This is a genomic window from Clostridium sp., assembly GCF_036643715.1.
Classification (GTDB): Bacteria; Bacillota; Clostridia; order Clostridiales; family Clostridiaceae; genus Clostridium.
On record NZ_JAVXRL010000025.1, the window covers coordinates 1 to 13,513 of the forward strand.

The 13,513-nt window shown below is 30.6% G+C and carries 13 protein-coding genes and 1 riboswitch; all 13 genes read left to right on the plus strand.

Annotation, left to right across the window (positions count from 1 at the left end):
• Position 1: 1 nt before the first annotated feature.
• The 13 genes from RSF37_RS08690 to guaA all read left to right on the plus strand — a co-directional run bounded on the left by RSF37_RS08690 (position 2) and on the right by guaA (position 13,477).
• Entirely contained in the window at positions 2–1,693 is a 1,692-nt protein-coding gene (locus RSF37_RS08690) for a GspE/PulE family protein (RefSeq protein WP_332564015.1), read from the plus strand.
• Between the two features lie 21 nt (positions 1,694–1,714).
• The gene (locus RSF37_RS08695; protein WP_332564016.1) at positions 1,715–2,929 is read left to right on the plus strand and encodes a type II secretion system F family protein; all 1,215 of its coding nucleotides are present in this window, start codon (positions 1,715–1,717) and stop codon (positions 2,927–2,929) included.
• A gap of 63 nt (positions 2,930–2,992) precedes the next feature.
• Complete coding sequence (locus RSF37_RS08700; RefSeq protein WP_332564017.1) at positions 2,993–3,424, plus strand: type II secretion system protein; 432 nt, start codon at positions 2,993–2,995, stop codon at positions 3,422–3,424.
• Positions 3,425–3,491: 67 nt separating this feature from the next.
• Complete coding sequence (locus RSF37_RS08705; protein WP_332564018.1) at positions 3,492–4,256, plus strand: prepilin peptidase; 765 nt, start codon at positions 3,492–3,494, stop codon at positions 4,254–4,256.
• Positions 4,257–4,274: 18 nt separating this feature from the next.
• Positions 4,275–5,276: a type IV pilus biogenesis protein PilM gene (gene pilM / locus RSF37_RS08710; protein WP_332564019.1), complete on the plus strand. Its 1,002-nt coding sequence runs from the start codon at positions 4,275–4,277 to the stop codon at positions 5,274–5,276.
• Positions 5,277–5,282: 6 nt separating this feature from the next.
• Positions 5,283–5,873: a PilN domain-containing protein gene (locus RSF37_RS08715; RefSeq protein WP_332564020.1), complete on the plus strand. Its 591-nt coding sequence runs from the start codon at positions 5,283–5,285 to the stop codon at positions 5,871–5,873.
• Positions 5,848–6,498, plus strand: coding sequence for a hypothetical protein (locus tag RSF37_RS08720; protein WP_332564021.1), 651 nt, complete (start codon positions 5,848–5,850; stop codon positions 6,496–6,498). The genes RSF37_RS08715 and RSF37_RS08720 overlap by 26 nt, the downstream gene beginning before the upstream one ends.
• A gap of 32 nt (positions 6,499–6,530) precedes the next feature.
• The gene (locus RSF37_RS08725) at positions 6,531–7,022 is read left to right on the plus strand and encodes a type IV pilus modification PilV family protein (protein WP_332564022.1); all 492 of its coding nucleotides are present in this window, start codon (positions 6,531–6,533) and stop codon (positions 7,020–7,022) included.
• 13 nt (positions 7,023–7,035) lie between these two features.
• Positions 7,036–7,614, plus strand: coding sequence for a PilW family protein (locus tag RSF37_RS08730; protein WP_332564023.1), 579 nt, complete (start codon positions 7,036–7,038; stop codon positions 7,612–7,614).
• 19 nt (positions 7,615–7,633) lie between these two features.
• Positions 7,634–8,782, plus strand: coding sequence for a hypothetical protein (locus RSF37_RS08735; protein WP_332564024.1), 1,149 nt, complete (start codon positions 7,634–7,636; stop codon positions 8,780–8,782).
• A gap of 122 nt (positions 8,783–8,904) precedes the next feature.
• A complete protein-coding gene (locus RSF37_RS08740) occupies positions 8,905–10,038 on the plus strand; it encodes a hypothetical protein (RefSeq protein ID WP_332564025.1) in 1,134 nt (377 codons plus the stop codon).
• A 101-nt stretch (positions 10,039–10,139) separates the two neighbouring features.
• Positions 10,140–10,237, plus strand: a riboswitch (purine riboswitch).
• Positions 10,238–10,353: 116 nt separating this feature from the next.
• Entirely contained in the window at positions 10,354–11,808 is a 1,455-nt protein-coding gene (gene guaB / locus RSF37_RS08745) for an IMP dehydrogenase (protein ID WP_332564026.1), read from the plus strand.
• 136 nt (positions 11,809–11,944) lie between these two features.
• The gene (gene guaA / locus RSF37_RS08750) at positions 11,945–13,477 is read left to right on the plus strand and encodes a glutamine-hydrolyzing GMP synthase (RefSeq protein WP_332564027.1); all 1,533 of its coding nucleotides are present in this window, start codon (positions 11,945–11,947) and stop codon (positions 13,475–13,477) included.
• Positions 13,478–13,513 lie beyond the last annotated feature (36 nt).

The window sequence follows — 13,513 nt, forward strand, 5'->3', positions numbered from 1 at the left end:
TATGAAAACAAAAATGAGATTAGGAGACATATTAGTTCAAGCAGGTAAGATAACTCAAATTCAGTTAGTAGAAGCATTAAGAAAACAAGCTATGCAAGGAAAAAGATTAGGAGAAATCTTATTAGAAGAAGATCTTGTTAATGAGGATGACATATTAGCCGTACTAGAAATTCAGTTGGGGATAAAGAGAGTAAAGTTAGATTATATAGAATACCAAGAAGAGGCAATAAGAAAAGTACCAGAAAATTTATGTAAGCAACATAATATTATGCCTTTTAAAATAGAAGATAACAATATTCATGTAGCAATGTCTGATCCATACAACATAATAGTTGTTGATGATATTAGATTAATTACTGGTCTTAAGACAGTTAAGTATCTTGCTAGTGAAAGTGATATAAAAAAAGCTATAGAAAGTAAGTATAAAAAACAATATGCAGAAAAAGTTGCACAAGATTTAGTTGCAGAAGAAAAAGCAAATGAATTAGATAATAAAAAGCAAGATCAATTTGGAGAAAGTGAAGAGACTAAGGATGCGCCGGTAGTTAAGTTAGTTAACACAATTATAGGTAACGCAGTAATATTAAAAGCTAGTGATATTCATATAGAACCATTTGAAGATATTGTAAGAATCAGAGCGAGAGTTGATGGACAACTACAAAAAATGTTAGAGATTCCTAAAAACTCACATAACTCGTTAGTAACAAGAATTAAAATATTAGCAAATTTAAATATAGCAGAAAAAAGAGTACCTCAAGACGGAAGAATATTAACTAGAGTAAATGGTAAAGAAGTCGACCTTAGAGTTTCAGTGTTACCTACTATAAATGGAGAGAAGGTAGTTATAAGAATACTTGCTCGAAATGTAGAACTAATTGATAAACAGAAGTTAGGTATGAGAGATGACGATTTAGTTAAATTAAACAGTATATTAAGTAATCCTTATGGAATTATTTTGGTAACAGGTCCTACTGGAAGTGGTAAATCAACTACATTGTATGCAGTTCTTAGTGAACTAAATACTATTCAACAGAACATAATAACTGTTGAGGATCCAGTAGAATTTTCTATAAATGGTATTAATCAAGTTAATGTTAATGTCAAAACAGGACTAACATTTGCATCAGGACTTAGATCAATACTTAGACAAGATCCAGATATAATAATGGTTGGAGAAATTAGAGATGGTGAGACAGCAGAGATTGCAGTAAGGGCATCAATAACAGGACATGTTGTGTTAAGTACACTTCATACAAATGATGCACCATCAACAGTTGCAAGGTTGGTTGATATGGGAATAGAACCATATTTAATATCAACATCAGTTACAGGGATTATAGCACAGAGGCTTGTTAGAAAGAATTGCCCTAAATGTTCAGTTTGGTATGACGCAAAAGAAAGAGAAAAAGAAATATTAGGTTTTAATTATAATGATGAACTGAGACTGAAAAAAGGGGATGGATGTCCATTCTGTAATGGGACAGGCTATAAAGGAAGAGTTGGGATTTATGAAATATTAGATATCAATAAAGAAGTTAGGGAAGTAATATCGAGTGGTAGAAATTCAGATGAAATAAGAGATAGTGCAATAAAGAATGGAATGAAGACTTTAAGAGATGCTTGTGTTGAACATGTCCTGGAAGGAATAACAACAATAGAAGAATTAATGAGAGTAGCATTCTTAAAAGAATAGATAGAGAGGGAAGTATGGGATATGGCTGTTTTTAAATATGTAGCTATTAATAATGAAAATGTAACCATAAAAGGTACCTTAGAAGCACAGAGTAAAAAAGAGGTTGTTAAAAGCTTAAGGGAGAGAGGATATTATCCTACTGAGCTTATACAAGAGGGAATTGGTAATAAAGATATAGAGATAAATTTATTTAATAAAATTACTCTTAAGGATTTATCACTTTTCTGTAGACAATTTTCTTTTACATTAGAAGCTGGAACTCCAATGGTTAGGGCTTTAGAGCTATCTATAGCTCAATGCCATAATAAGAAGTTAAAGGAAGTTTTAATAAGGACTAAAGAGCAAGTTCAAAGAGGAAGAAGTTTTGCGGATGCTTTAAGATTTGAAGAAGACATACCAAACCTTATGGTAAGTATGATTGAAGCTGGTGAAGCATCAGGGAGATTAGAATTTGTAATGAGTGAACTAGCTAAATATTATGAGAAGCAATATAAGCAAAAACAAAAAGTAAGTTCTGCAACTATGTATCCTAAAGTTGTATTGACATTTGCTGTATTAATAGTAATGGCAATGATGACATTTGTTGTTCCACAGTTTATAGAGAATTTAAAAAGTGCAGGGGCAGAATTGCCACTTCCTACTAAGCTACTAGTATTAATAAGCAATGTATTTAAAAAATATTGGTTTATATTACTTATAATAGTAGGAATTTATATTGCATTTAAAAAATTGGTTTTAGATAAGGATCCAAACTATATAAGAAAGTCTGATGAGAATAGCATTAAAGGACCTTTGTTTGGAAGTATAAATAGACAACTTGTTGCGGCTAGATTTGCAAATACATTTGCAATACTTAATGCATCTGGAATTGGGCTTATTACAGGGATAGATATTGCAGGGAAAGTACTAGAAAATAAGTTTATAGAAGAGAGACTTGATATAGCAAAAGAAGATATAAAAAAAGGAAATCCAATAGGTAAGACAATTGAAGATTTAGAAGTTTTTCCTTTGATGCTTACTCAAATGATAACTATTGGAGAAGAAACAGGAACATTAGATGATATATTAAGAAAAACTTCAGATTATTATGATGGGGAAGTTGAGTACGCTACAGAAAAGTTAGTTACATTAATAGAACCATTGTTAATAGTTGGATTATCGGTAATAGTACTATTTATAATTACATCAATAATGTTACCAATGTTTAGTATGATGGATGCAATAAAAGTTATGTAAATAAGATAAATGTCCAAGAAAGACTTTATTTTATAATAAATTATTATTTATGGAGGTATAATTATGATCAAAACTTTAAAGAAAAGAAAGAAAAAAGGATTTACTCTAATTGAATTAATTGCAGTTATAGCAATTATAGGTATTTTAGCAGCGGTATTAGTACCAAAGGTATTTGGATACATGCAAGATGCTAAAAGATCTAAAGTAATAGCTCAATCTAGAAGTGTTTTAATGGCATATGAAGCATATAATGCAAAAGTAACTGTACCATTAGCAGCTCCAGCAAATTGTGAAGTTTCAGATGTTAAAAAGGGAATAGCAGATGAGAATTTAACAGAATATGCTGATTTAGATGGAATTGATATGATTGCTGATACTGTCACACTTGACAAATTAAAAGAAGCTACTGATGGTAAAAAAGAAGTTGTAATTGGAGAAGGTGGAATCTGGACAGGAACATTTAAAGAAGATTCAACAGGCGGTTCAGAAAAATAATAATTATTAAATAAAAAATAAGCCTCTTATTAAAAGAGGCTTATTTTAAAACAAAGGAGGGATATACATGGAATTAATTTTAATGATAGGAATATTTATATTCGGAGCAATTATAGGTAGTTTTTTAAATGTATGTATATATAGAGTAATGAAAGAAGAATCGATTGCATATCCACCATCACATTGTGGAAGCTGTGGAGAAAACCTAAAAGCTAAAGATCTGATCCCTATTTTAAGCTATATATTATTAAAAGGTAAATGTAGGTATTGTAAAGAAAAAGTTTCGATACAATATCCTATTATAGAAGCGGTTACAGGGTTTTTATTTTTACTAGTATATTTAAAGTTTGGATTTTCTCTAGAACTTATACAGTATATGTTTTTCACATCAATTTTAATAGTAATAGGTATGATTGATTTTAAAACACAAGATGTTTATACAAATACTATAATAACAGGCCTAATTGGAGGGCTTATTTTTTTAGTGATAGGATATTTTACAGGTCAAGAAATAAATTTAATTAATTATATATTAGCAGCAGTAGTGCCAGCTGGAATAATAGCAATATTTTATTACTTTGGAGCTATGGGGTGGGGAGATGTAGAAATAGTCTTTTTTATGGGATTATTTTTAGGCTTTAAACTAAGTTTGTTAAATTTATTTTTATCAATAATAATAGGTGGAATAGTTGCACTTATCATTATTATGATTTATAGGAAAAAAGAAAGAGGAGCAGAAATGGCCTTCGGACCATACATAGCAATAGCTGGATTTATAACTGTTATGTATGGAAATGAAATAATATTATGGTATATGTCAACTTTTTTTTAAATTAAGAGGGGGAGTAAAATGTTTGATAAAGAGAGAGTTGCTATAGATATAACAAGTAAGACTATATCAGTTTTGATTGGACATAAATATAGCATAGCAGATGGAATGGTAATTGAGACACCAAAGGGAGCTTATAAGGATGACTGCATAAAAAATGTTGATGCAATTGCAGATGCTATAAGGCCTATGCTTAAAAAGAAAAAGGCAAAGGATGCATATTTCGTCTTAAGAGGTGAAGATATAATAATAAGACATATTGAACTTCCATTTATGAAGGATGAAGCACTTAGAGATTCGGTTGAATTTGAACTTAGACAAGTTATAGGGGATAGAATAGAATATTTATACTTTGATTTTGAAGTTATGAACAGTAAGGCGCAAGGAGCAACAAAGGCTAAGATAGTTGTTGTTGCTGTAGAGAAAACAAAGGTAGAAAGTTATATTGAGCTTGCTAATAAGTTGAAATTAAAAATAGAAGCTATTGATGCTTATGCAACAGTTGCTACTAGATTTGTTAGAAGTCTAAAGAAAAATTCTAAAAGTTACAGTAAAACAGTTGGCGTATTAGATTTAAGTGCAGATACTAGCTCAATATCAATAATTGAGTGGGATAAATTATTATTTGAAAGATATCAAAGTTTTGGTATTGCAAATGCAGCACCAAATACTATAGAAAGTTTAAATGATTATAATGATTTTTTAAAAACTATAGATTTAACTGATGTTGATATTGAGTCTAATGAGAATATAGATAGATTAATGAAAACTATAGTAGGAGAATTTAATTCATTTATTGATTACTGTATGACTGGAAAAGCCAAGAAACATTTAGATAGATTAATCGTAATTGGAAGTGGTAAAGAGATAAGAGGTATAGATAAATATTTAGAATCATATTTAAACTCAATTGTTAGTGATGGACCGGATTTTAGTGATATTAAATTAAATGTAAAAGCTCCAAAGAAATTAGCATTAAAGGATTATATATATCCGTACGGTTTATTATTAAGGAAGGAGTAGATAGGAATGGGTAAAGAATTAAATTTACTCCCAAGAGAGTATGGAAAAGGTACTATAGAAAATAGAAGGAAAAATAATACATTAATAGCTATAGTAGCGATAGCATTGATGGTTGCATTAAGCTTCGGTGGAGTTACAGCGAGAGAGTTGTATTTAAATATACAAAATAATAAGTTAAAAATGAAATTACAAGAGAGTAAGTCACAAGTGCTAGAAAAGGAAAGATTACAATTACAAATTGATCTTACTAAAAAGCATATACAAGTTGCAAATTCACTAAAGACTATAAAAGATAAAGATACTGATGAACTTATTAAATTATTAAAGAGTGAAGCTGAAAAACAAAGTGGAATTAAACTAACAATAGATTATAAGAATACAGGATTCTCAAAAAATCAAAGCTCAATAAATATAGATGGAAACGCTAAAAGTGTAGAAGATATAAATAAATTTTGGGCGAATTTAAGAGAAAATGATTTGTTTAAAAAATCACATTTAAATGGATACAATGAAGATAAAGGAAAAGGATTTGTTTTCAATGGAAAAATAATTATAGAAGGAGTTGATGAAAATGTTCAAACTCAGCAAGGACAATAGAGAACTTTCAAAAAACGAGAAAATCCTTCTAGGAACTATTGGAATAATGTCTATATTGGCAATTTGTTATATTTTGATAATACAACCAAATTTCAAGAAAACAGAGCCACTAGTTAAAGAAAATCAAAAGCTTACAAAAGAAATTGAAGCTGTGAAAAATATTCAAAATGAAATTGCAAATAGAAATAAAGAATTAGAAAGTCTTAATGCTGAATATAAAAAAGCTGCAGAAAGCTTACCAGAGTTAGATAAATATCCTTTAGTAGCCAATGACTTAAATGAGATGGCAAAAAAACATAAATTGAATATTAAATCATCTAAATTCGAAGAAGCAAAGATATTTGAAGAAAAAGAAGCTAATCAAGATGCTGAGAAAAAGAATACTGAGGACCAAAAAGAAAATGAAATGGTAAAAAATTTAAATGGTTTAAAATATTTAGATGTCTTTTTAGAACTTCAAGGAAATGAAGGCGATGTAATAGGTTTTGTTAATGAATTAGAAAATACAGATAGAATACTTGTAGTAGATACTTTGAATTTGGATGAGAAAGATAGTTCTATAAGAATAATTTACTATATTTCAGAACAAGGTAAAAACGAAAAAGAAGAATATGACTTCAATTAAAAGAACGCTAATGAAACATTGGAGGTGCTAAATTGAAGAAGAAAAAAGGGTTCACACTTATAGAAGTTATGGCTGGATTAGCTATGTTTACAATAGTTATGTTAGCCTTAATGTCTTTATTAAGCATGGCAATAAAATATAATTCATTAAATCAAAGAACGTATAATTCTAATATAAATTCAAAATCTTTTTTTGAGATGTTGAAATCAGATAGACCATTAGCACCAGCAGGTGTAGCTAAAGATTCTATAAATGGAGAGTATAAAATTGGTGTTGATGATGAACTTGATATAAAGAATTTTTCAGATAGTTTAATAAAATATAATATTAGTGGATTAAGTTCATACAAAGTTGGTTCTGGATTAGCTGATGATTTTCAAAACTTAGGTAATGAATATACATTAGGGGTAAAAGTTGAATGGGACAATTCAAAAGGAGTATATATTATTGAAAGTTGGTCATGGGATATGGGTGCAGGAGAAGTAAGTGAAATTAATAGAAAAACTTATTTAGCACCAAAGTAGTAGGTGAAATAATATGGTAAGAATAAAGAAGAAAAATAAAGGGTTAACATTAGTTGAGTTAATGGCAGTGATAGCTATTTCAAGTGTTTTAGGAGCATTAGTATTAACATTATGTGTAAGCTTAAGCAAGAATTTTTCAATAGCGCAGAAAGAAAATATATTTCAGGATAAGGCAAGGGTTATATACTCTCATATTGAAGATAATATAAGAGGTGCAAAGTTTGTAGAAGTAAATCCAGCATACTCAGGAGGACAAGTGACTATAAATGGCGATGTATATACTTTGCCATCCGTTGCAGTTAGACCTGTTATAACATTTACGTACAAAAAAAATGGTGATGTAATGAGTTGTGCATATGTATACGATGATACAAATAAAGAAATTTATAAATCAGAAATAGCTGAAGCATTACCGATAAACTCATTAAATAAAGTAACTAGTGAGTTTACAGAAGTTAAAGATTTTAAAGTAGAAGAACTAAGAAACTCAGATGGAACGATTGATTCAAAACGATATAAGGTTACATTAGAATTTGAAGATAGCAGAGGAAGAACGGATAAATATGAAAGTATAGTTGTAACAAGAAATTAATTTTACAAGGATGGTTGATATGAAGATAGGATTAAAAAATAAAGGATCATCACTTATATTTGTTCTTGGTGTTGCACTTGTTTTTGCAGTAATTTCAGGTATAACTGTAACAGCTGTAGTAGCAACAACAAAAAGCAATTCAGCAGAAGAAGAATGGGAAGATTTATTATATGCTGCTGAATCAGGAGTAGATGATGCCGTTGTAAGAGCCTATGCTGGAGAATATAATTCTATGGCAGAAGGTAGTACGAAAGATAATCCTATAATAACAAGTTTTAACGATATGGAAGTAAAGGTTAAAGTTAAATTTGTAAAAGAAATTACACCAGAAGGATATAAGAAATACTATGATATAGAGAGCCTTGCTAAGAATACTTTAGATGGTAAAGAAAGAATAGTACAAGCTAGAATTAACAAAAAACTAAAAAGTGGAGATTTATTTAAATATTCTATTTGCGGAAAAGTTACTGAAGTTGAATCAGGGTCAATAATGACAGGACCAATTAACTCAAGCATAGTAACACCCTCTTTAGAGGGTGGTTCAGTTGCGACGGGGGATAAAGAGTCGGCGGAGTTTAATCTTCCTAAATATAATTTTCAGAAAATGGATAAAGATGCAACGGGAAAAAGTAAAGTACGAGTAGGAAGTGGAAGTACGTTAATAAAAGAATTAGATTACTTAGCATCAACTGGAGATAACCCAAGTGATAATTTACAAAGTGATGGAAGTAAAATAATTAAGGGAAATAAAGGTGTAGTGAAAATTGCATATAATGATACTGGCAATTCTAATCCGGCGGATGCTGATTTGTATAATGTTTATTTAATAAATGCAGATGAATTAGTTTTAGAATTAAACGGAGACAATATAAAACGATGTATGATTATATGCAGTGGAGATATAAAAATGGAAATACCATCTACAATACAATATTCATATGGTTCTATAATTGGTAAAAAAGTAGATTTTGGGGTTACGGGAGCGCTTCAATTTGTACATCCGCCATATGCTGAGCCTGGTAGTATAGATTTCGGTCATTCTCCATTTGATAAAGATGATATAAAAAATATAAATAAATTTATAGGGTTATTTGCTAATGATTGGGATACATCAGGCGATGTTGGAACTGATGTAGACTATTGGGGATCCTTAGAATATGGCTATTAAAAGAACTAAGTAATTAGTTCTTTTTTTTGTGTTTAAAAATGTAAAAAATGTAATAAAATTGTTGAAAAAAGTGATTTTTTGAATTATAATTTAATTAATGTATTAGATTGGGGGAGTGGGTTGTGAAAGGTAAGAAGAGGGGTTCATCGATAATAGCAGTTATGGCAATGAGTATGTTTTTTATGACGATAGCATCAATTGTAGTTACATCTGTTGTAGCAACTTTGAGTAGTAATGATGCTGAAAAGGGATATGAAGATTTAACTTATGCAGCAGAGAGTGGAATTGAAGTAGCATATTCACAAATAAAGTTAGGTAATATTACTGCTTATCCAAGTAATTTAGATAATAGATATTTGGATCCTTTAAAGACTGAAGAGGTACAGAGTGTAGTAGTGGAGATGAATAAAGATAGTGTTGATAATAATAAAATTAATCTAAAGAGTACTGCTTACGGCTATAAGGGAGCTGAAAAAGTTGTGAAAAGTAGCTTGAAGATTACAAATACTTCAGGTAACACAAGTCCCCGTGCAGAAGATATATTTAGTAATTCACTAGTAGCAGAAAATAATATTAGTATTGATTCTTTAGGTAGTTTTGATATGAGTGATACTGAGGTTTCCTTAGGAGGAGCATTTACTAAGCCGGGTAGTGGAGGACAAGGTCCAACGGTAAAACCCCAGGGATTCGAATCAGCAATATTCAAACCTAATGTTATTAAGGTACCTGTGGTAGAAGCGGATTGCATAGAAAGAAGTGGATACAGCCCATTAATATCAAAAGCAATTGATATTAATATTAATGGTGGAACAAATGTTGTAAATGGAATAGGAAAATTTAGATATACAAAATCTAACTCAGTTAGTTTTGATATTATAATAGTAAATGCAGATAAGTTAATAATAAAAAATAGTAATACATGGCCCATGGATGAATTTAATAAAGTAGTTATATGTAGTGGGGATGTAGAAATAATCACTAACTCAGGTCAAACAAATAAATTAACTAATAGTAATATATTTGCTAAAAATATAGTTATGTCTAAGCCTGGAAGTATGCATATTGTAAAAGCGCCTGCACAAAATACTACTGTAAGTGATCAATTAAATGAAGATGACTTAAAAAAAGTTGATAAGATTTTAGAAAAATATATAGAAAATTGGAATTCATCATCAGGTGGAACTGGTGGCGGATCAGGAAGTGGTGGATCTACAACTACTGTGGAATTCGATGATGGTTCATTTGAATATGAATAAATGAAATAAAGAAATCATAAATTCAAATTAATGACTGCTTTATTTCATATAACTTATATAAAGCTATTGACTTAATTCATTAACTAATTTATAATTATCATAATTTAAAAGACGAACGAGCTCATATATCCCCTGAATACGGCAGGGAGTATCTACCGGAAACCTTAAATTTCTGACTATGAGTGAAATTGATATACCATACTAATTCAGCATAGAATTAGTCTAAAGGCGTATTAACTTCACTTATGAAGTTAACTACGCCTTTTTTTATTATCTATTATATTACATAGCGTTTAGAAGAGGAGGAAATTAAAAATGGCAAGAATTTTAAAACAAGCTTATACATTTGATGATGTATTATTAGTACCAAATAAATCTGAGGTATTACCAAACGGGGTAACACTAAAAACTAACGTAACAAAGACTATTGCATTAAATATTCCTTTAATAAGTGCAAGTATGGATACAGTAACAGAATCAAAGATGGCAATTGCGATGGCTAGAGAAGGTGGACTTGGAATAGTTCATAAAAACATGAGCATAGAAGCACAAGCTAAAGAGGTAGATAAAGTAAAGAGACAAGAAAACGGAATAATTACAGACCCAATATATTTATCACCAGAACATACATTACAAGATGCAGAAGAATTAATGTCTCAATATAGAATCTCAGGAGTTCCAATAACAGTTGACGGAAAACTAGTTGGAATACTTACAAACAGAGATGTAACTTTCGAAGATGACATGACAAGAGTAATATCAGAAGTAATGACAAAAGAGAACTTAATAACAGCTTTAGAAGGAACAACTATAGATGAAGCAAAAGAAATATTAAAGAAGCATAAGATTGAAAAACTTCCATTAGTAGATAAAGACGGAAACTTAAAAGGTCTTATTACAATAAAAGATATAGAAAAGACAAGAATATTCCCAAATGCAGCAAAAGATAGTAAAGGAAGATTATTATGTGGAGCAGCTGTTGGAGTAACTAAGGATATGATGGAAAGAGTTGATGCTTTAGTTAAAGCTAAAGTTGATATAATAACTATCGATACAGCACATGGACATTCAAGAGGAGTTCTTGATGCAGTTAGCAGAGTAAAAGAAAAATATCCAGAACTTCAAATAATAGCTGGTAACATAGCAACACCAGAAGCTACAGAAGACTTAATAAAAGCTGGAGCAGACTGTGTTAAAGTTGGTATAGGACCAGGATCAATATGTACAACAAGAATAGTTGCAGGTGTTGGGGTTCCTCAACTTACAGCAGTTATGGATTGTGTTGAAGTTGGTAAGAAACATGGCATACCTGTAATTGCAGATGGTGGAATTAAGTATTCAGGAGATGTTGTTAAAGCATTAGCAGCAGGTGCTTGTGCAGCTATGATGGGATCATTATTTGCAGGATGTGAAGAAGCTCCAGGAGAAGTTGAAATATTCCAAGGTAGAAGCTATAAAGTTTACAGAGGAATGGGATCACTAGGGGCTATGGCTAAAGGATCTAAGGATAGATACTTCCAAGATGGAAATAAGAAATTAGTTCCAGAAGGTATAGAAGGAAGAATAGCTTATAAAGGATCAGTTTCAGATACTATTTTCCAAATGCTTGGTGGAATAAGAGCAGGTATGGGATATTTAGGATCACAAGACTTAGAAACTTTATACAATACAGCAACATTCGTTGTTCAAACTTCAGCAGGTCTTAGAGAGAGTCATCCACATGATATTAACATGACAAAAGAGGCTCCAAACTATAGTGTAATGAAATAATTTGAATATATAACGAAATATATTAACAAAAATATAAAAAATATTCGTATCAGAAGAGAATTTTCTCTTCTGATATGATATAATATTAATAGATAAAAGTAAGAAAATACAAACTTAGTATGTCTAGGAGGCAAGCATGAAAAATGATTTAGTTTTAGTTGTTGACTTTGGTGGACAATATAATCAATTAATAGCAAGAAGAGTTAGAGAGTGTGGAATTTATTGCGAAATAATACCATATACATATAGCCTTGAAAAAATAAAGGCGAAGAATCCTAAGGGAATAATATTTACTGGTGGACCAAACAGTGTTTACGGAGAAGGTACACCACAATTAGATAAAGAAATATTTAATATTGGAGTTCCTATACTTGGAATATGTTACGGTGATCAATTAATGGCTCATCTTTTAGGTGGAGAAGTTAAGACAGCACCAGTAAGAGAATATGGAAAGACAGAAATTCAATTAGATACAAAATCAAAGTTATTTAAAGGAATTGACAGCGTAGGAAGTTGCTACATGAGTCATACTGATTACATATCAAAAGCGCCTGCAGACTTTGAAGTAATAGCACATACAGAAGTATGTCCAATTGCAGCAATGCAAAATGAAGAAAGAAATCTTTATGGAGTACAATTCCATCCAGAAGTAGAACATACTTTATTTGGACAACAAATGCTTAGAAACTTCTTATATGAAATTTGTAAATTAGAAAAGTCATGGACAATGGCTTCATTTGCACAAGATAAGATTAAAGAAATTAAAGAATTAGTTGGAGATAAAAAAGTTTTATGCGCATTATCAGGTGGAGTTGATTCATCAGTTGCAGCTATGATAGTACATAAAGCTATAGGTCACAACTTAACTTGTATATTCGTAGATCACGGTTTACTTAGAAAAGATGAAGGTGATACTGTTGAGAGAGTATTTAAGAAAGAATTTGATATGAATATTATAAGAGTTAATGCTGAAGATAGATTCTTAGGTAAGCTTAAAGGAGTTTCAGATCCTGAAACTAAGAGAAAGATTATCGGAGAAGAATTCATTAGAGTATTTGAAGAAGAAGCAAACAAAGTTGGAGATATAGATTACTTAGTTCAAGGAACAATATATCCTGACATAGTTGAAAGTGGAACAGATACTTCAGCAGTAATTAAGTCACACCATAATGTTGGAGGACTTCCAGAAGATATGGACTTTGAACTTATAGAACCTTTAAGAGAGTTATTTAAGGATGAAGTTAGAGCTGTTGGAGAAGAACTTGGAATACCTCATAAGTTAGTATGGAGACAACCGTTCCCAGGTCCTGGTCTTGCAATAAGAGTACTTGGAGATATAACTCCAGAAAAGCTTGAAATTGTTAGAGAAGCTGATGCAATATTTAGAGAAGAAATTGCAAATGCAAACCTTGATGAAACAATATGGCAATACTTCGCTTGTCTTCCAAACATAAAGTCAGTTGGAGTTATGGGAGATGAAAGAACTTACTGTCACACAATAGCACTTAGAGCAGTTACTTCAAATGATGCTATGACATCTGAATGGGCTAGAATACCATACGATATACTAGACCTTGTAAGCAGAAGAATAGTTAATGAAGTTCCAGGAGTTAACAGAATAGTGTATGATGTAACTTCTAAGCCACCAGCAACTATTGAGTGGGAATAAAATAGTAAAATTATAAGATGATTTATAAAATATCTA

Coding starts and splice junctions, on each gene's coding strand:
- RSF37_RS08690 (WP_332564015.1), top strand. CDS start 2: ATGAAAACAAAAATGAGATTAGGAGACATATTAGTTCAAGCAGGTAAG.
- RSF37_RS08695 (WP_332564016.1), top strand. CDS start 1,715: ATGGCTGTTTTTAAATATGTAGCTATTAATAATGAAAATGTAACCATA.
- RSF37_RS08700 (WP_332564017.1), top strand. CDS start 2,993: ATGATCAAAACTTTAAAGAAAAGAAAGAAAAAAGGATTTACTCTAATT.
- RSF37_RS08705 (WP_332564018.1), top strand. CDS start 3,492: ATGGAATTAATTTTAATGATAGGAATATTTATATTCGGAGCAATTATA.
- pilM (WP_332564019.1), top strand. CDS start 4,275: ATGTTTGATAAAGAGAGAGTTGCTATAGATATAACAAGTAAGACTATA.
- RSF37_RS08715 (WP_332564020.1), top strand. CDS start 5,283: ATGGGTAAAGAATTAAATTTACTCCCAAGAGAGTATGGAAAAGGTACT.
- RSF37_RS08720 (WP_332564021.1), top strand. CDS start 5,848: ATGTTCAAACTCAGCAAGGACAATAGAGAACTTTCAAAAAACGAGAAA.
- RSF37_RS08730 (WP_332564023.1), top strand. CDS start 7,036: ATGGTAAGAATAAAGAAGAAAAATAAAGGGTTAACATTAGTTGAGTTA.
- RSF37_RS08735 (WP_332564024.1), top strand. CDS start 7,634: ATGAAGATAGGATTAAAAAATAAAGGATCATCACTTATATTTGTTCTT.
- guaB (WP_332564026.1), top strand. CDS start 10,354: ATGGCAAGAATTTTAAAACAAGCTTATACATTTGATGATGTATTATTA.
- guaA (WP_332564027.1), top strand. CDS start 11,945: ATGAAAAATGATTTAGTTTTAGTTGTTGACTTTGGTGGACAATATAAT.